The organism is Cyanobium sp. Candia 9D4, assembly GCF_024346155.1.
Lineage (GTDB): Bacteria > Cyanobacteriota > Cyanobacteriia > PCC-6307 > Cyanobiaceae > Cyanobium > Cyanobium minutissimum.
In genome coordinates this window covers 818831-835965 of record NZ_JAGQCK010000001.1, presented here as the reverse complement: position 1 = coordinate 835965, position 17135 = coordinate 818831, and the positions used below count along the sequence as shown (strand labels likewise).

The window sequence follows — 17135 nt, the reverse complement described above, 5'->3', positions numbered from 1 at the left end:
GGGCCCCACGGGGCCCCTTTTTCATGGCCGGCCCTTCCCTGGATGGCCGGCCAGACCGACCGCTCAGGGCAGGGGCAGGGGCAGCGGCGTGCCATCGGGCAGGGGCGGCTTGCCGGCGGCCGACTCCTTGGCGGTGGGGGCCCCGTCCACCAGCCGCTCCAGGGCCCGTTGCAGGCTGCGCTCCATCACGAAGCGACGGCCGTCGGTGACCACCACCCGCACCAGGGTGGGCAGGTCGTTGCTCTTCGACTGCAGGTAGATCGGCTCCACGTACAGCAGGCCCTCGCCCACCGGCAGCACCAGCAGGTTGCCACGGAACAGCCGCGAGCCCAGCCGGTTCCAGAGCCCGAACTGGAAGCTGATCGTCGGGTCCTGGTCGATCAGGGCGGTGACCTGCTGGGGGCCGAGCAACAGCCGTTGCTGGGGGAAGCGCACCAGCATCAGCTCGCCGTAGTGGGGCGGATCGTTGCGGGCCGCCAGCCAGCCCACCAGATTCGAGCGCTTCAGCGGGGTGAAGGGCAGCAGCAGCACGAACTCGGAACGCTGCTCGCCCGGCAGCTGCAGGGTGAGGTGGTAAGGCGACACCGGCACGCTGTTCTCGCCGTAGATCTCGGTGGGCACCGACCAGACGTCGTCGCCGTTGTAGAAGGTGCGCACATCGGTGACGTGGTAGCGCAGCAGCCGCTCCGCCTGGATATCGAACTGGCTCTTGGGCACCCGGATGTGGGCGAGCAGTCCCTTCGGCATCGCCGACAGCGGCCGGAACAGTTCCGGGAAGGCGCGCACCCAGGTGCGCAGCACCGGATCGCGGGCATCGTTCACGTACAGCCAAAGCCGGCCATCGTGGGCATCCACCACCGCCTTCACCGGGTTGCGGAAGTAGCGCAGCCCCTGGGGATTGGGATCGCTGTAGGGGTAGGAGCGGCTGGTGGTGAAGCCGTCCAGCAGCCAGTACTGGTACTGCTCCGGCCGGTACCCCTCACTGCCGGCCACCCGGGCGGTGACCAGGTAGGGCTGACTCTCGAAGCGCAGGAACGGCGCCAGGGCCGTCAGACGCCGGTTCACCTGTCGCCGCAGCAGCAGCAGGGAGCGGTCGGTGAAGGAGCCGGTGAACAGCAGCCGCGGCTCCCGCAGGTAGATCGCCGCCCCCAGCCGGTTGAGCGGTGAGGCCAGGGAGATGCCCCGGGTGCCGGTGTAGTGGGTGTAGACGTTCAGTTCCCCCTCCGGATAGGAGAACTCCTTCACCTTGGTGGGGGCGATCGCGTAGGGGGAGGGCCCGGAGGCGAAGTAGAGGCTCGGGCTGCCCACCGGCAGCGCTGCCTGGGCCTCCTTGTCGGTGATGCCCAGTTCGGGGATGCCCTGCACCCGGCCACTGCTGCCCAGGTCCTTGACGAAGAACAGGGGCAGGCCGTCGGCACCGAAGGCGTTCACCGGCGAGACGGTGAAGCCGTGGCCGTTGGTGAACACCAGATGGCGGTTCAGCCAGGTGCGCGAGCCGGGCGGCAGGGCGCTGCTGTCCAGCTCCCGGGCCGCGATCAGCACCTGCTGGGAGCCGTCCCGGGCCGACTTGCCCTGCAGCGGGTAGCGATCGACATCCGCCGAAGGGAAGGTGTAGTACAGGCGCAGCTGCTGCAGCTGGCGGTTGGCGGCCAGCAGGGGCTGGCTGTCCCAGAGGCGGATGTTGTCGAGGGTGCCGGGGGCGCTGGCCAGATCCGCCTTGGTCAGGCCCTGGCTGGGCTCCAGCCGGATGGTGCGCACATGCTCAAGGCCGAAGGCGCGGCGGGTGGCCCGGATGCTCCGCTCCAGATAGGGGGCCTCCACCGCCAGCTCCCGCGGCTGCACCCAGAAACGCTGGGCCAGGGGGGTGATCACCCATTCGCTGATCGGCACCAGCAGGGCCGTGCCCGCCAGGGGCAGCAGGGCACCGCGGCGCACCCAGCCCCGGGGCAGGGGCACCAGCAGGGCGCAGGCCGTGAGCAGCAGCAGCACCGCGAACAGCAGCCGCAGGGGCAGGCGCACGTGCAGATCCACGTAGCCGGCCCCCGAGGCCACGCCGCTGCCCTGCACCATCAGGTCGAAGGGCGCCAGGGCGTTGCTGAGGGCCAGCACGACGGCCAGGGCCGCCACCTGGGGCTGCAGCACCCGCTGCTGGGCCTTGCTGAGCCCGTCGAAGCGCAGATCGCTGAGGCTGCGGCCCTTGCCGATGGTCAGCAGCAGACAGGCCGCCAGCCCCACCAGCCCCTGGGCCAGCAGCACGCTCAGCAGCAGCCGCAGGGCCGGCAGGCGCAGCACCGTGAAGGAGAGGTCGAACCCGGTGAGCGGATCCCCTTCGCCGAAGGGGGTGGCCAGCAGGGCGGGCAGCCAGAGGCTCCAGCCCCGGGCCACCGCCGTGGCCGAGCCCGCCAGGGCGGCCGCCAGGGTGATCCGCAGGGTGGTGAGGGGCCAGAGCAGCAGCGGCAGCAGCAGGCCCCCGGCCAGGCCCGCCACCAGCAGGGGCGGCAGGTCGCGGAGCACGGAGAAGCCGGTGATCACATCGCCGTTGAAGGGGTTGGCGATCAGTCCCCGGGCCTGCACCATCAGATAGCTGAGACCCCCGGCCAGCAGCAGCACCAGGCCGATCAGCACCGCCACCAGGGCGCCGTTGCCCAGGCGCAGCAGGGGCTCCCTCGGCCGGGGCGCCTCGGCCGCCTGCTCCCGCAGCCGCCAGCAGCGCTGCAGCTGGGCCAGCTGCAGCGCCGAACCGAGGCCGAAGACCGCCGTGAACGCGGAGAGCTGCAGCATCCAGCGCCGCAGCAGGATCTGCTGGAAGTCGAACTGCGCGAACCAGAGCCATTCGATGGCCAGCCGGGCCCCCGCCCAGAGGACCAGCAGCAGAGCGAAGGCGATGGCCAGGCCGACGGCGGGGTGGGGCCTCCGGGGGGACGGCAGAGGGGTGGGAACGGGCACAACCGGAGCGTAGGCAGAACCCTGCGGGCGACAAGCTGTCAATACCCGATGCCGGAGGTCGGCTTTATCGGCGGCCTCCGGACACCGCTGTTAGCGTGTCCCCCAGTGACCGGGATTCCCTTGACCGCCACCCTTTCCCGCTCCACCTTCACGGGCCTGCGCTGCAAGGAATGCGGTCATCCCTACGAGGCCGGCGCCCGCCACGTCTGCGAGGACGTCTGTTTCGGCCCCCTCGAGGTGGTCTACGACTACGACGCCATCCGCAGCCGCGTCAGCCGCGCCACGATCGAGGCCGGCCCCACCTCCATCTGGCGCTACCGGGAGTTCCTGCCCGTCGAGGGCGACCCGATCGACGTCGGCACGGGCTTCACCCCCCTGCTGAAGGCGGATCGCCTGGCCCGGCGCCTCGGCCTCTCCTCCCTCTACATCAAGAACGACGGCGTCAACATGCCGACGCTGTCCTTCAAGGACCGCGTCGTCTCGGTGGCCCTCACCCGGGCCCGGGAACTGGGCTTCACCACCGTCAGCTGCGCCTCCACCGGCAACCTGGCCAACTCCACCGCCGCCATCGCCGCCCATGCCGGCCTGGAGTGCTGCGTCTTCATCCCCAGTGATCTGGAGCTGGGCAAGGTGCTCGGCACCCTCGTCTACAACCCCACCCTGATGGCGGTGAAGGGCAACTACGACCAGGTCAACCGGCTCTGCTCCGAGGTGGCCAACACCTACGGCTGGGGCTTCGTCAACATCAACCTGCGTCCGTACTACTCCGAGGGCTCCAAGACCCTCGGCTACGAGGTGATCGAGCAGCTCGGCTGGCAGCTTCCCGACCACATCGTCGCCCCCCTGGCCTCCGGTTCCCTGTTCACCAAGATCCGCAAGGGCTTCGACGAATTCATCAAGGTGGGTCTCGTCGACGAGAAGCCGGTGCGCTTCAGCGGCGCCCAGGCGGAGGGCTGCTCCCCCATCGCCCAGGCCTTCGCCGCCGGCCGCGACTTCATCACCCCGGTGAAGCCGAACACGATCGCCAAATCGATCGCCATCGGCAACCCGGCCGATGGCCCCTACGCCATCGACATCGCCAACCGCACCGGCGGCAGCATCGCCGCCGTCACCGATGAGGAGATCATCGACGGCATCAAGCTGCTGGCCGAGATGGAGGGGGTGTTCACCGAAACCGCCGGCGGCACCACCATTGCCGTGCTCAAGAAGCTGGTGGAGCAGGGCAAGATCGACCCCTCGGAAACCACCGTCGCCTACATCACCGGCAACGGCCTCAAGACCACCGAGGCCATCGCCTCCTCCATCGGCGCTCCGTACACCATCGAGCCCCAGCTGGCCAGCTTCCACGAAGCCTGGGAGCGCTCCCAGGCCTCCCACGGCGGCGCCGCCCCCCGGGCCTGATCGCCTCCGTCTCCCCCGTCCCTGCCCCTTCGACCGCTTCCATGGCCATCCAGGTTCTGATCCCCACCCCCCTGCAGAAGTTCACCAACGACGAGGCCAGCGTCAGCCTGGAGGCCAGCAGCATCGACGGCCTGCTCCAGGCTCTCGAAGGCCGCTACCCCGGCATCCAGGCACGCCTGTGCGATGAGAACGGCAAACTGCGCCGCTTCCTCAATCTCTACGTGAACAGTGAGGACATCCGTTTCCTCGATAACCAGGCCACGGTCCTCAGCGACGGCGATGAGGTGAGCATCGTGCCCGCGGTCGCCGGCGGCTGAACCCGGCCCCCTGGGCTGGGGGCCGCAGCGCTGTCACCACCCCTGGGGGGGAAGGCGCCGGCGATGGAAAGAAATCCATAAGATCTGTCAACGATTGCAACCTGAACCCATGGGGCAGCTCCAAGCGTCCAGGCCCCCCAGCCCCGCCGCCATCGCCGGCCGCCACGACTGGCACGCCGACACCCTGCTGTTCGATTACCGCCAGGCCGCCAATCCGATCCGTCCCGGTCTGACCGAGCCGATTCCCGAGGGCCGCTGGGGCCCCGAGCTCCACGCCACGGGTCCGACGGCGGTTCTTCCCCTCGACCTCAGCGCCCGTCTCGGCTGTCCCTACCCCGCCACCAGCCCGGCCCTGAGCGCCAATTTCGTGCGCATCCTGGGCGGTGAATCCATCGCGGTGGCCGCCAACGCCACCAGCTCCCTCTTCTATGTGTATCGGGGATCCGGTCGCTGCCACTGTCCCTCCGGTGCCGGGGACCAACCCCTGGATCTGGCCTGGGGCCGCGGGGATCTGTTCGTCCTGCCGGCCGGACTGGAACCTCGGCTGGACGCCTCCGAAGAGAGCGTTCTCTACTGGATCCACGACGCTCCCTTGCTCACCTTCCTCGGGGTGCGGGCCGAATCCGCCCGCTTCGCCCCCAGCCATTACCCGGCCGCCTGGCTGGATGAGGAGCTGGCGGCGCTGGCGGCGGATCCCAGCAGCGCCCGCAGCAACCGCCTCAGCCTGCTGATGGCCAACACGGCCCTGCCGGCGAGCCGCACCGTGACCCACACCCTCTGGGCCATGTACGGACTGGTGCCGGCCGGCGCGGTTCAGCCCCCCCATCGGCATCAGTCGGTGGCCCTCGACCTGGTGATCGACTGCCAGCCCGGCTGCGCCACCCTCTCCGGCCCCGACCTCAACCCCGACGGCACGATCCGCAACCCGCTGCGCATGGAATGGGAGCCGGGCGCCGCCTTCGTGACGCCGCCGGGCCACTGGCATTCCCATGTCAATGAAAGCGGCCATCCCGCCCGGCTGCTGCCGATTCAGGACGCCGGCCTACACACCTACCTGCGCAGCCTCGACATCCGCTTTGCCTCCGGTCTGGCCGGCGAGGGCTGACCCTCCCTTGGCCTCATGGGCCTCCACCAGGGCGCGGAAGCTGTCACCGTCGATGGTCTCCAGCTCGATCAGCTTGTTGACCAGCTCATCGATCAGTTCGCGCCGGGGGGTGAGCACCGCCACGGCCTTCTCCAGGGCCTCGAAGGCCAGCCGGCGCACCTGTTCGTCGATGCGGTTGCCGGTGCGCACGGAGGTGTGGGGGGCCGAGCGGATCCAGTCGCGGCCGAGGAACACCTCCTCCCCGTCCTCCTCCAGGGCCAGGGGGCCCAGGCTGGAGAAGCCGTAGCGCAGCACCATGTCGCGGCAGATGCGCCGCACCAGCTGCAGATCGCTGCTGGCCCCCTGGGTCACTTCGCTGGGGCCGAACACCACCAGTTCGGCGGCCCTGCCGCCGAGGGCCACCACCAGCCGCGCCCGCAGGTAGGCCTTGCTGATCAGCCCGGAATCGAGGATGTCCTCATCGGGCATCGTGCGGGCGAAGCCCCCCACCCCGCCGGCCCGGGGCAGCAGCGTCACCTTGTCGAGCCGGTCGGCGTGGGGCAGGAGTGTGGTCAGCAGGGCGTGGCCGATCTCGTGGTAGGCGATCAGCCGCTTCTTGGCGCTGTCCTGCAGCGGGGCGGCCGCCAGCCCCATGGTGATCCGCTCGAGGGCATCGCCGATGGCCTGGTCGTCCACCTGGCTCTTCTGGCGACGGGCCGTGAGGATGGCCGCCTCGTTGAGCAGGTTGGCCAGGTCGGCGCCGGAGAAGCCGGGGGTTCGCCGGGCCCAGTCGGCCAGGGACACCTCCTCGGCCAGGGGCCTGGTACGGGCGTGAACCGAGAGAATCTCCTCCCGGCCGGCACGGTCGGGGAGGTCGACGCTGATGCGGCGATCGAAGCGTCCGGGCCGCAGCAGGGCCGCGTCGAGCACGTCGAGACGGTTGGTGGCTGCCAGCAGGATGACGCCCGAGTTGTCCTCGAAGCCATCCATCTCGGTGAGCAGCTGGTTGAGGGTCTGCTCCCGCTCGTCGTTGCCGCCGCCGATCCCGGCCCCCCGCTGGCGGCCCACCGCATCGATCTCATCGATGAAGATGATGCAGGGCGCCTTGGCCTTCGCCTGGCGGAACAGATCCCGCACCCGGCTGGCCCCCACACCGACGAACATCTCCACGAATTCGGTGGCGGCCATCGAGAAGAAGGGCACCCCGGCTTCTCCGGCGATGGCGCGGGCCAGGAGTGTCTTGCCGGTGCCGGGCGGGCCGACCAGCAGCACCCCCTTGGGAATGCGGGCGCCGATGGAGGTGAAGCGTTCGGGGGTCTTGAGGAAGGTCACCACCTCCTGGAGCTCCTCCTTGGCCTCGGCGATGCCGGCCACGTCCTCGAAGCGCACCGTGATCGCCCCTTCCTCCTGCAGGCGGGGCTGGCTGCGGCCGAAGCCCATCGCCTTGTTGGCCACCTGGGCGGAGCGGCGCACCAGCAGCACCAGGCCGGCGATCAGCAGGGCCACCAGCAGGCCGTTGGTGACCAGGCCGGCCATGGCGTCGTCGCGCCGCTCGTCCCGCACCGTCAGCGGCACCCGGGCCTGCTCGGCGGTGCGCAGCAGCTGCTGGTTGTCGCTGAACACCGCCACCTGGCGGCTGCGGCCGTCCTGGAAGGTGGCCGTGACCACCCGCTGGGCAGGGGCGAGCTCCAGGCTCTTGATCTTTCCGGCTTCGATGTCCCGCAGCAGCTGGCTGTAGGAGGGCGCCGCGGACCCCTGGCCCCCGAGGCTGAACCCCGGACTCACCGGCGGGGCGGGCTTGGATGGTGCCGGGGTGGCAGGAGCCGCAGGGGCGGGTGACGCGCCGGACTCGGCACCGGGCTTGGCCTGGGCGGCGGAGGTCGTGGCCGGCTCCGGAGGAGAACTGCTGCTCACAGGCCTGGCGTCCTTTTCAGGAGTTGCTTTGCGGAAACCGACTGTAGCGATTTGACGAAAGGCGAGTCGGCGAAGCAGGATCGTCGTTTGGCAGTGAGTTAAAGGGATGGCCGTTCCCAAGAAGAAAACCTCCAAGGGCAAGCGCAACCAGCGCCACGCCCACTGGAAGGCGAAGGCCGGTGTGGCGGCCCAGAAGGCCATGTCGCTGGGCAAGGCTGTCCTGAGCGGCCGCGCCCAGGGCTTCGTCTACCCGATCGCCGAAGAGGCCGAAGCCGGCGAGGACAGCTGAACCCCCAGGGGGTGGGCACGCCGACGTCCGTCCAGCAGCACCCCACCCTCCATGGCCAGCCCTGATCCCCCGGACCTGGTCCTGCTCGGACCGATGTTTCCGTTCCCGCCGTTGGACCCCAGCAGGGGGTCCTGGTACAGAGCTGGCGGCAGGGAGTGGAGGGTGGCCCGCACCAGAGCGTCGAGTCGGTGACCGTTGAGCCATCCGCCACCGGCCCGCCGCTGGCGGGCTTCCGCCTGGAAGCGCCAGCGGCGGGGAAGTCTCCAGGTGTCCGGACGCAGCAGCCAGAGACCATCACAGGCGCTCCAGAGCCCGTCATACGCCTCCAGGTGTTCGTCCCAGCGGGGCAGCCAGCGGCGCTCCGCCTCGCTCAGCGCCTCCAGCCCCGAACCGCTGCGCAGCCGCTCGTCCAGGGCCTGGGGACCGAGGGCTCGGCAGCCCATCAGCCAGCCTTCGATCACCAGCGCCTCGGCGGGCTCCTCCCGCCAGCCGCTCCGCTCGCCGTCCCCACCGGCCAGGGTCTTGTCGAACCGGGGCAGCCGCAGGGTCCCCCCGGCCCGCCAGGTGGCCAGGGCGTCCATCAACAGGGGCAGGTCGTGGCTGCCGGGTGGGACCCGGCTCACGCCGAAGGGGTTTCCCTCCAGCCGCGCGCGCCGTTCGGGGGCCGGCAGGTAGAGGTCGTCGATCGAAGCCACCGTCAGCCGCAGGCCCCCGAGGGTCGCGAGATGTTCCAGGGCCCGGCCGAGACTGGTCTTGCCGGCCCCCACCGGCCCGTTGAGGGCCAGCACGGGTCGCCGCGCCGCGGCTCCGCCCCGCAGCCCGTCCTCCAGCCGCCGCAGCATCGGCAGAGCCAGGAGCCGCAGCAGGCTGGGGTGCACCGGGCCCAGGTCCCCCGCCCGGGCCAACCGTCCGTCCCAGGCATCCGGTGCTGGCTCCGAGGGCATGGTGGGCTCTGGTGGCACCACCCACTCAGGTCCCCACCTTGAAGGCCTCGAGCACGATGGCGTAGGTGGCGCCCATGCGCAGGTTGTCCACCAGCACCCAGGCCAGGGAGGGCTCGGCGCCCACCAGGCGGGTCCGCAGCCGCACCAGGGTCTCGATCGTCAGCAGCAGGCCGAGCACCACCGCCGGGCGGCCCCCCGGGGTGGTGAACAGCAGCAGGCTGGTGAGGTTCTGGCCGGCGAAGAAACCCAGCAGCAGCGCCAAGGCGGCCAGGCTGCCGGCCCGCCAGCTGCGCCGCGCCACGCCAGCCACCCGGTTGCCCAGCCGGCTCGTCAGCCCCTGGAAACGGGTGCGCTGCACGGGAAGGCGGGTCATGGCGTGTCCAGCAGGCGCTCCAGCCACGACAGCGTCACCTGGCCTTCGGGGCAAGGTGGGCCCCTGTGGACGCTGACCCTTCCCCCGGGGGCCTCCAGGCTTTCGATGACGGCCCGGGCGGCACTGAAGCGGCTGGCCGGCTCCTCCCGGGTTGCCGCACTCAGGCAGACCAGACAGGGCAGCCCGGCGCCGCTGGCCGCCGCCAGCCCGGCCGGGGAGTCCTCCAGCACCAGGACGCCGCCCTGCTTCGCGCCCCCGGTCATGTCCAGCTGCCGCAGCGCCAGCCGGTAGGCCTCCGGATCCGGCTTCTTGCGGGCCACGTCATCGCCGCAGACCCAGAACGCGAAGGCCCGGCCCAGCGCCGGTGGAGCGCCCTCCAGCAGGGCCTGCACCGCGCTGCGGCCGCTGGTGGTGACGATCGCCTGCCGCAGGCCCGCCGCGGCGGCCTCCCCCACCAGCCGGGCGACCCCGGGCCGCAGGGCGAGGCCCCCCTGGCGCACCAGTTCGGCGTAGAAGGCCTGCTTACGCCGCTGCAGCGCCTCGACCCGGTCCCGCTCCGGCGTGCGGCCCTCCACCTGCTCCAGGAAGGCGGTGATCCGCTCGTGGCCGCCGCCCACCGCCAGCAGCCCGGCGTAGGTGGCTCGGTCCCAGCGCCAGGGCAGTCCGGCCGCCTCGAAACTGCGGTTGAAGGCCACCCGGTGGCCCTCGAACTCCGTCTCGGCCAGGGTGCCGTCCACGTCCCAGAGCAGGGCCGACAGGGCCGGGGCCATGGGCGCCTTGCTTGTGTCCGGAGCCAGGCTAAGGGGGTGCGCCCCGCAGCCCCGCCTTCCACAATGCGGAGGCCTTGCCTGCTCCTCGTTGCTCTTTGCCGTTGACGAGCGACGCTGGCTGTTGCCCTCCCCCCTCGGCGGCGACGGTCCCGCCGAGGAGGCCGGCGCTGCGGACCCGGACCTTCCCGCAGAACTCCTGGCCCTGCTGCGGCGTCGTGGCCTGGTGACGGCGGAGGCGGTGCGCCGCCTGCTCGATCCCGAGGCGGCCCCCGACCCGGAGGCCCATTTCCCCGGCCTGCCGCTGGCTGTCGAGCGGCTGGTGCGCAGCTGCCAGGGGGCGGAGGTGGTGGCGATCTGCGGCGATTACGACGCCGACGGCATGACCAGCACCGCCCTGCTGGTGGGCGTCCTGCAGCGGCTTGGCGCCCGCCCCCAGGCCGCCATCCCCAGCCGCATGGCCGAGGGCTACGGCCTCAACGCCGCCATGGTGGAGCGGCTGGCGGCCGAGGGGGTGCGGCTGCTGATCACGGTGGACAACGGCGTGGCCGCCATCGAGGCCCTGGAGCGCGCCGCGGCCCTGGAGGTGGAGGTGATCCTCACCGACCACCACACCCTGCCCCCCCAGCTGCCGCCCCACCTGGCCCTGCTGCACCCGGCCGTCACCCCGGAGGGCTCCCCCTACCGGGGGCTGGCGGGGGTGGGGCTGGCCCACGTCCTGGCCACCGCCCTCTGCCGGCGGCTGCGGCACCGCCACGGGCTGGAGATCGCCCTCAACCTGTTCTGCATCGGCACCATCGCCGACATGGCCCCCCTGGAGGGGGTGAACCGCCGCTGGCTGCTCGATGGCCTCCCCCTGCTGGGCCGCAGCCCCCTGCCCGGCCTGCAGGCCCTGCAGCAGCTGGCGGGCCTGGAGAAGCACCGGGTCGACGCGGAAGCGGTGGGCTTCCAGCTGGCCCCGCGCATCAACGCCGTCGGCCGCCTGGGGGACCCCCAGCTGGTCGTGGACCTGCTGACGACCGAGGATCCCGAGCGGGCCCTGGAGCTGGCCCGCTCCTGCGAAGCCCTCAACCGCCAGCGGCGCGAGCTCTGCAGTGCGATCGAGGCGGAGGCCCTGGCCCTGCTGGAGGCCGATGGTCCGCATCGGCCCGCCTTCCTGCTGCTGGCCCAGGGCCACTGGCACCACGGCGTCATCGGCATCGTCGCCTCGCGGCTGGTGGAGCGCTTCGGCCGTCCCGTGGCCCTGCTGGCCGGCGAAGGGGGAGGCCGGCTGAGGGCGTCGGTGCGGGCGCCGAAGGGGTTCGCCGTCGATGCCGCCCTGACGGCCTGCGCCGAGCTGCTGGAGCGTCACGGCGGCCATCCCGCCGCCGGCGGTTTCACGGTGCGGGCCGAGAACGTCACGGCCCTGCAGGAACGGCTCGACGCTCTCGCCGGTCGCTGGCTCGAGGCGGCGGGCGAGGGCCGCCCGGTGGAGCCCGAGGCCCTGCTGCGGCTGGAGCGCATCGACCGGGAGTTCTGGCACCAGCTCCAGCGGCTGGCCCCCTTCGGCATCGGCCATCCCACGCCCCTGTTCTGGAGCAGCCGCTGCCAGGTGGTGGAGCGGAAGCTGCTGCGCGGCGGCCACCTGCAGCTGCAGCTGGCCCAGGGGGAGGCACGGCTGCGGGCGATCGGCTGGCGCTGGCAGGGGCCCGACCAGTGGACAGGTCCGGTGGATGTGGCCTACCGACTGCGCCGCGATGACTGGCAGGGGGTGGAACGGTTCCAGCTGGAGCTGGAGGCGATCCGCTGCAGCGGCGGTGACAGCGTGGTGCTGCAGCGCCGCGACCGCACCTACTGGTGCCGGCGCCAGGGGGACAGCCTGGTGATCCGCAACGCCGCTGGCGAGGAGCTGCGCTCCGCCATCCCGCCGGGCGGTGCCGACGCCTCCGACCCGGAGGCGCCTGCCCACCCCTACGTTCAGGGGTTGATGCGGGAGGCGGCCATGGCCCTGGGGATGGTCGAAGGATGAGCCGGTCGCCCCTCGGCCCGGTGCGCTCCCTGGTCTTGCTGGCCCTGCTGGGGGCGGCGGTGGGGCTGGCCTGCTGGCCGCTCAACCGCATCGACCTGATCCAGGATCGGCTGCTCTCCACCCTGCCGGCCTTCAGCGGCGGCGCCTGGAGCGTCACCGGCTGGCTGCTGGCCCTGGCCCCGATCCCCCTGGTGCCGCTGCTGCTCTGGTTCCAGCGGGGCCCCTGGCGCCGCGGGGCCGGCTCGGGCATTCCCCAGGTGATCCTCTGCCTGGAGGATCCCCACCGGGGTGCCCGGCTGCTCGCCGCCGCCCCGACCGGGGAACGGCTGGGCCTCTGGACCGTCGCCAGCCTGGCCCTGCTGCCCCTGGGCCGCGAAGGGCCGGTGGTGGAGGTGGGTGCGGCCGTGGGCCAGGCCCTGCTGCGGCGCTGGCCTGCTCTGATGCACCGGGCCAGCCGGGGCCACCTGCTGGCCGGCGCGGCGGGGGCCGGCCTGGCCGGCGGCTTCAACACCCCCCTGATGGGGATGGTCTTCGTGGTCGAAGAGCTGACCGGCAGCTTCCAGCAGCGACTGGTGTGGCCGGCTCTGGTGCTGACCAGTGCGGCGGCCCTGGTCAGCGGTCTCGGCGGCCAGCCGATGTTCGCCCTGGGAATCAACCCCACCCCGGTGGCCGAGGTCGCCCAGCTGCTCTGGGCGATCCCGATCGGCGTCGGCGGTGGTGCCCTCGGCGGTGCCTTCGCCTGGCTGCTGGTACGGGCCACGGGCCTGATCACCCCGATGGCCCGCCGTCAGCCCCTGCGGCTCGGCCTGGCGGTCGGGGTGGCCCTGGCCCTGATGGCCGTGGCCACGGGCGGTGCCAGCGGCGGCGACGGTGAGACCCTGATGCGGTTGATCCTCGATCAGGACGCGGACACCACCATCAATGCCAGCTGGCTTGTCCTGCTGGTTTCCCGCCTGATCGGGCCGGTGCTGGCGCTGTCGACGGGGATTCCCGGGGGCCTGATCGACCCGGCCTTCGCCATTGGGGGGGTGTTCGGGTCAGGGCTGGTGCGGGCCGTGGCCGGGGATCCCCACCTGGGCCTGGCCCTGGGGATGGCGGCGGGGCTGGCGGGAGCCACCCAGCTGCCGGTGATGACCATCGCCTTCGCCATCCGCATGGCGGGCGACCAGCAGCTCATGCCTGGCCTTGTGGCCTCGGCCGTGATCGCGGCCTACATGGGCAAGGCGATCCAGGGCCAACCGGTGTATCACGCCCTGGCCGACCTCCTGGTGCCGGAAGGCTCAGAGGGCGCCGCGGCGGTAGTAGAGGATGAAGATCACGGCCGGGCCGGCCAGGGTGATCAGGGCCAGGGCGCCGAAGTTGGAGATGAGATGGAAATCGATACCCATGGTGCGGCTGCCGGGGAGGGGGACAATCGGCCAGGAGTGTAGGTCGCCCGTCGGCCGCTTCGGGCCCCGCGAGGGCAGCCGTGATCGGTTGTCACCGCGGGCGCCGGGCGCGGGTTCGGAAGACGGCCTCAGGAGAAGGCCCCGGGTGTGAGTGAATGGAGCGACCCCGTGGTGTCACCGTGCCCCGAACCGAGCACTGGCAGTGCATCAGTGGCTGCGGTTCCTGCTGCCGCCTTGACCCGGCCCTGCGGGGCGATGCGATCGAGGCCCTCGATCCCGACCAGCAGGCGCTCTATTTTTCGATGGTGGGGGAGGACGGCTGGTGCCGCCATTTCGACACCGGCTCACGCCGCTGCCGGATCTATGCGGAACGGCCCGACTTCTGCCGGGTGGATCAGCTCGTCGCCCTGTTCGGCCAGCCCGGCGATGACCCCGAGGCCCTGGCCATCGCCTCCTGCCGGCAGCAGATCCGCGCCGAGCTGGGCGGCCGCCACCCGGTGATGCGTCGTTTCCTGCGGACGATCCGCCAGCCCTCATGAGCAGTGCCCCCGAATCCCCGGCCCCCTCCAGCTGGATCACGGTGTTCCTGAGCACCGCCACCACCGTCTTCCTGGCCGAACTGGGCGACAAGACCCAGCTGGCGGCCCTGCTGCTGTCGGCCCAGTCGGGCCGGCCGGTCGTTGTCTTCGTGGGCGCCTCGCTGGCCCTGATCTGCTCCAGCCTGGTGGGGGTGCTGCTGGGGCGCTGGCTGTCCACCGTCATGCCCCCCCACCAGCTGGAGCGGGCGGCCGGGATCCTGATGGTGGCCCTGGGCCTGTGGCTGGGCCGCCAGGCTGTGCTGCACCTGGCGCCGCTCCACCTCCTCAACGCCTGAGTCCGTCACCCCCCGCGCCATGCCGTTCGCCCTGCTCGCCTCCACCTTCGCCACCGTCTTCCTGGCGGAGCTCGGCGACAAGACCCAGCTGGCCATCGTCAGCATCAGCGGCACCTCCAGCCGGCCCGGGGCGGTGTTCGCCGGCAGCGCCGTCGCCCTGGTGCTGGCCAGCCTGGTGGGGGCGGCGGCGGGCGGGTCCCTCTCCAGCGTGATCCCCACCGATGGCCTGCAGCTGGCGGCCTCCGCCGGCTTCCTGATCATCGGCACTCGCCTGATCCTGCGCTCCGGCGCCGGGGACGGCGAGGCAGCCGCCGCGGCGGCCGATGCCCCTGGAGAGAACCCAGAGCCTCCCGCTCCTTAGAGTCCCCAGGTGGCGCTCACCGTGACGGCGGGCGCTCCCGGGCCATCCCCGGTCCACGGAGGCCGACGACCCCCCTGGCGCTCCGGACCACCCTGGCCACCGCGCTGCTCCGGCAGTGCCATCCTCCGCGTATGTCCCACCCGATGAAGTTCACGGTCGCCGATCTGCTCGACCACCTCTCCACGACCGATGCGGTGGCCCTGGCCAAGCTGGAGAAGTCGCTGGGCCTGACCACCAAGACCTGCAAGCAGCAGCTGCGCATCGGCTTGGATGCCCTGCTGCGGCTGGGCCTGGTGGAGGAGGACGGGGAAGGGGTCCGCGCCTGCGAGACCCCCGAGCTGATCCCGGCGCGGCTGCGCTGCTCGAGCAAGGGCTTCTGCTTCGCCCTGCGGGAGGACGGCGGCGAGGACATCTACATCCGTGACCACCAGCTCAACCACGCCTGGAACGGCGATCGGGTGCTGGTGAAGATCACCCGCGAGGGCGGGCGTCGCCGCTCGCCGGAAGGGGGTGTGCAGTGCATCCTCGAGCGCCAGACCCCCAGCCTGCTGGCCCAGGTCGAGCGGCAGGACGGCCAGCTCGTCGCCGTCCCCCTCGACGACCGGCTGCTCACCTCGGTCGCCCTGCCTGAGGAGGACGCGGTCCACCTGGACCCCGCCGAGGAGGCGGTGGTCGAGGTGAAGATCGATCGCTTCCCGGTGGCCCAGTTCGGTCCAGCCGGCCACGTCGCCCGCAGCCTGCCGGTGCATGGCGGTGAAGCGGCCGACACCGAGCTGCTGCTGGCCAAGCACCGCCTGCAGGAGCGGTCGGCCTGCCCCCGCACCACCCTGAAGCAGCCCGTCGCCAAGGGCCGGGCCGACCTGACGGCCCTGCCCACCCTGATCCTGGAGGCCTGGGAGGGCGGCGAGGCCCCTGCGCTCCCCGCCGTCTCCCTGGAGCAGCGCGAGGGGGGCTGGCGGCTGTGGGTGCACAGCCCCGCCGTGGCCGAACGCATCGGCATGGGCAACAGCCTCGACATCTGGCTGCGGGAGCAGGGCGAGGCGATCTGCCTGGGTCGCCGCTGGCTGCCCCTGCTGCCTGCGGCCCTCGCCAAGGCCTGCGGTTTCCGCCCCGGCGAGAGCCAGGCGGCGGTGTCGGTGGCCCTGGAGCTGGACGCGGAGGGCGCCCTTGAGCACTTCCGCTTCAGCCTGAGCCAGATCACCCCCGACGCCCGGGTGGACCGGGCCGCGATGCAGGCCCTGGCTGAGCGCAAGCCCAAGGCCCGCACCGTCCCCGCCGCCCTCAAGCCCCTCAAGGATCACCTGCCCCTGCTGGAGCAGCTGGTCCAGCTGAGCGGCCTGCTGCGTCAGCGGCGACTCGCGGCCGGCTCGATCGATCTCGACCTGCCCATGCCCGCCCTCGACAGCCTCGGCGACCTGCGGGTGCCTGCCCCGGATGCGGCCCTGCAGGGCTGGCTGGTGGAGCTGCCGGCCGAGGATCCGGTGGCGATCCTGCGGGAGGCGGTGCTGGTGGCCCACCGGGCCCTGGGACGCCACCTGCTGGCCCTGGAACTGCCCGCCCTGTTCGCCCTCAATCCGGCGGCGGAGGCCACCGACATCAACGACGTCGCCAAGGCGGCCCTGGCCCTCGACATCCCGATGGAGCTCAGTGCCGACGGCAACGCCAGCGCCGCCGAACTCGCCGCCGTCTTCGCCGCCACCGACCGGGGCCGGCCCCTGCAGCAGCAGCTGCGCGATGCGCTGCGGCCGGTGCAGCTGGCGGCCGAGGCCGGTCCCCATGCGGTGGCCGGGGAGGAGACCGCGGTGGCCCCCTGGTGCTGCCCGACCCTTCACTACGCCGATCTCTGGAACCAGCAGTTGCTGGTCAGCCTGCTGGTGGACGGCAAGGACCGGCCGAGCGTGCGCCACAAGATAAGCACCGACCTGGCCAGCGACGCCTGCCACGGCAGCACCGACTGGCCCCTGCTGACCCCCGGCCAGCTGGCCCCGTACCAGCAGGGCCAGGAGCAGGGCCTGGCCCAGCGCCTCAACGGCCGTTGCCGCTTCCTGCAGGAGCTGCAGGCCGATGTGCTGGCCCTGGTCCAGGCCCGCCACACCGAGCCCCTCGTCGGCCAGACCCTGCCTGGGGTGATCAGCGGCGTGCAGAGCTACGGCTTCTTCGTCGAGGTGCCCCCCTCCCAGGTGGAGGGTCTGGTGCATGTCAGCTCCCTCAAGGACGACTGGTACGAGTACCGCTCCCGCCAGAACCGCCTGGTGGGCCGGAAATTCCGCCGCACCTACATGGTCGGCGACGGGGTCGACGTGGAGATCCAGAAGGTGGACGCCCTGCGCCACCAGATCGACCTGGCGGTGCTTCAGCCCGAGGACTTCGAGCGGGTGGAGGAGGGTGGCGCCGATGACGGCCCCGAGGCCGCGGGCGACGAGACCGCGGGCGACGGGGCTGTCCCCTCGGCGGACGAGGGCTGAGCCG

At 72.0% G+C, this 17135-nt stretch carries 15 protein-coding genes and 1 pseudogene; 10 read left to right on the top strand and 6 right to left on the bottom strand.

Going from position 1 to position 17135, the window contains the following annotated elements:
- Positions 1-63: 63 nt before the first annotated feature.
- Positions 64-2946, bottom strand: a complete 2883-nt coding sequence (locus KBZ08_RS04155) for a UPF0182 family protein (protein WP_106220129.1) — start codon at positions 2944-2946, stop codon at positions 64-66.
- Positions 2947-3066: 120 nt separating this feature from the next.
- On the opposite strand from KBZ08_RS04155, the gene thrC reads away from it, so the two are divergent.
- From thrC to KBZ08_RS04140, 3 genes are all read left to right on the top strand, one after another.
- Positions 3067-4347, top strand: a complete 1281-nt coding sequence (gene thrC / locus KBZ08_RS04150) for a threonine synthase (protein ID WP_159818195.1) — start codon at positions 3067-3069, stop codon at positions 4345-4347.
- A gap of 41 nt (positions 4348-4388) precedes the next feature.
- The gene (locus tag KBZ08_RS04145) at positions 4389-4664 is read left to right on the top strand and encodes a MoaD/ThiS family protein (protein WP_106220127.1); all 276 of its coding nucleotides are present in this window, start codon (positions 4389-4391) and stop codon (positions 4662-4664) included.
- 109 nt (positions 4665-4773) lie between these two features.
- On the top strand, positions 4774-5769 hold the full coding sequence (locus KBZ08_RS04140; RefSeq protein WP_254971536.1) for a cupin domain-containing protein: 996 nt from the start codon (positions 4774-4776) through the stop codon (positions 5767-5769).
- On the opposite strand, the gene ftsH is transcribed toward KBZ08_RS04140, so the two are convergent.
- Positions 5707-7533, bottom strand: coding sequence for an ATP-dependent zinc metalloprotease FtsH (gene ftsH, locus KBZ08_RS04135; protein ID WP_254971534.1), 1827 nt, complete (start codon positions 7531-7533; stop codon positions 5707-5709). The two genes, KBZ08_RS04140 and ftsH, sit on opposite strands and share 63 nt — an antisense overlap.
- Positions 7534-7768: 235 nt before the next feature.
- Here ftsH and rpmF point away from each other — a divergent pair, with 235 nt between their 5' ends.
- Positions 7769-7951: a 50S ribosomal protein L32 gene (gene rpmF, locus KBZ08_RS04130; protein WP_106220124.1), complete on the top strand. Its 183-nt coding sequence runs from the start codon at positions 7769-7771 to the stop codon at positions 7949-7951.
- On the opposite strand, the gene KBZ08_RS04125 is transcribed toward rpmF, so the two are convergent.
- The 3 genes from KBZ08_RS04125 to KBZ08_RS04115 are packed head-to-tail and all read right to left on the bottom strand — an operon-like array spanning position 7909 to position 10038.
- On the bottom strand, positions 7909-8895 hold the full coding sequence (locus KBZ08_RS04125; RefSeq protein WP_254971531.1) for a phosphoribulokinase: 987 nt from the start codon (positions 8893-8895) through the stop codon (positions 7909-7911). The two genes, rpmF and KBZ08_RS04125, sit on opposite strands and share 43 nt — an antisense overlap.
- 25 nt (positions 8896-8920) lie before the next feature.
- On the bottom strand, positions 8921-9268 hold the full coding sequence (locus KBZ08_RS04120) for a DUF565 domain-containing protein (protein WP_254971529.1): 348 nt from the start codon (positions 9266-9268) through the stop codon (positions 8921-8923).
- Positions 9265-10038, bottom strand: a complete 774-nt coding sequence (locus KBZ08_RS04115; RefSeq protein WP_254971528.1) for an HAD-IA family hydrolase — start codon at positions 10036-10038, stop codon at positions 9265-9267. Before KBZ08_RS04115 ends, KBZ08_RS04120 begins: the two co-directional genes overlap by 4 nt.
- Positions 10039-10126: 88 nt before the next feature.
- Here KBZ08_RS04115 and recJ point away from each other — a divergent pair, with 88 nt between their 5' ends.
- Both recJ and KBZ08_RS04105 read left to right on the top strand, forming a co-directional pair.
- Entirely contained in the window at positions 10127-12043 is a 1917-nt protein-coding gene (recJ, locus tag KBZ08_RS04110) for a single-stranded-DNA-specific exonuclease RecJ (protein ID WP_254971526.1), read from the top strand.
- Positions 12040-13248: pseudogene (locus KBZ08_RS04105) on the top strand (chloride channel protein); the annotation flags it as partial. The gene recJ and the pseudogene KBZ08_RS04105, both read left to right, overlap by 4 nt.
- Positions 13249-13323: 75 nt before the next feature.
- Here the strand turns inward: KBZ08_RS04105 and psb30 are convergent.
- On the bottom strand, positions 13324-13431 hold the full coding sequence (gene psb30, locus KBZ08_RS04100) for a photosystem II reaction center protein Ycf12/Psb30 (RefSeq protein ID WP_071881620.1): 108 nt from the start codon (positions 13429-13431) through the stop codon (positions 13324-13326).
- Positions 13432-13586: 155 nt separating this feature from the next.
- Here psb30 and KBZ08_RS04095 point away from each other — a divergent pair, with 155 nt between their 5' ends.
- The 4 genes from KBZ08_RS04095 to KBZ08_RS04080 all read left to right on the top strand — a co-directional run bounded on the left by KBZ08_RS04095 (position 13587) and on the right by KBZ08_RS04080 (position 17131).
- A complete protein-coding gene (locus KBZ08_RS04095; protein ID WP_106220119.1) occupies positions 13587-13970 on the top strand; it encodes a YkgJ family cysteine cluster protein in 384 nt (127 codons plus the stop codon).
- Positions 13967-14305 (top strand): TMEM165/GDT1 family protein, encoded by a 339-nt coding sequence (locus KBZ08_RS04090; protein ID WP_159818177.1) that lies wholly within the window; start codon positions 13967-13969, stop codon positions 14303-14305. The genes KBZ08_RS04095 and KBZ08_RS04090 overlap by 4 nt, the downstream gene beginning before the upstream one ends.
- A gap of 19 nt (positions 14306-14324) precedes the next feature.
- Positions 14325-14666 (top strand): TMEM165/GDT1 family protein, encoded by a 342-nt coding sequence (locus tag KBZ08_RS04085; protein ID WP_106220117.1) that lies wholly within the window; start codon positions 14325-14327, stop codon positions 14664-14666.
- Positions 14667-14809: 143 nt separating this feature from the next.
- Positions 14810-17131 (top strand): RNB domain-containing ribonuclease, encoded by a 2322-nt coding sequence (locus KBZ08_RS04080; RefSeq protein ID WP_254971522.1) that lies wholly within the window; start codon positions 14810-14812, stop codon positions 17129-17131.
- The last annotated feature ends 4 nt before the right edge of the window (positions 17132-17135 follow it).

Coding starts and splice junctions, on each gene's coding strand:
- KBZ08_RS04145 (WP_106220127.1), top strand. CDS start 4,389: ATGGCCATCCAGGTTCTGATCCCCACCCCCCTGCAGAAGTTCACCAAC.
- KBZ08_RS04140 (WP_254971536.1), top strand. CDS start 4,774: ATGGGGCAGCTCCAAGCGTCCAGGCCCCCCAGCCCCGCCGCCATCGCC.
- rpmF (WP_106220124.1), top strand. CDS start 7,769: ATGGCCGTTCCCAAGAAGAAAACCTCCAAGGGCAAGCGCAACCAGCGC.
- KBZ08_RS04125 (WP_254971531.1), bottom strand. CDS start 8,895: ATGCCCTCGGAGCCAGCACCGGATGCCTGGGACGGACGGTTGGCCCGG.
- KBZ08_RS04120 (WP_254971529.1), bottom strand. CDS start 9,268: ATGACCCGCCTTCCCGTGCAGCGCACCCGTTTCCAGGGGCTGACGAGC.
- KBZ08_RS04115 (WP_254971528.1), bottom strand. CDS start 10,038: ATGGCCCCGGCCCTGTCGGCCCTGCTCTGGGACGTGGACGGCACCCTG.
- psb30 (WP_071881620.1), bottom strand. CDS start 13,431: ATGGGTATCGATTTCCATCTCATCTCCAACTTCGGCGCCCTGGCCCTG.
- KBZ08_RS04095 (WP_106220119.1), top strand. CDS start 13,587: ATGGAGCGACCCCGTGGTGTCACCGTGCCCCGAACCGAGCACTGGCAG.
- KBZ08_RS04090 (WP_159818177.1), top strand. CDS start 13,967: ATGAGCAGTGCCCCCGAATCCCCGGCCCCCTCCAGCTGGATCACGGTG.
- KBZ08_RS04085 (WP_106220117.1), top strand. CDS start 14,325: ATGCCGTTCGCCCTGCTCGCCTCCACCTTCGCCACCGTCTTCCTGGCG.
- KBZ08_RS04080 (WP_254971522.1), top strand. CDS start 14,810: ATGAAGTTCACGGTCGCCGATCTGCTCGACCACCTCTCCACGACCGAT.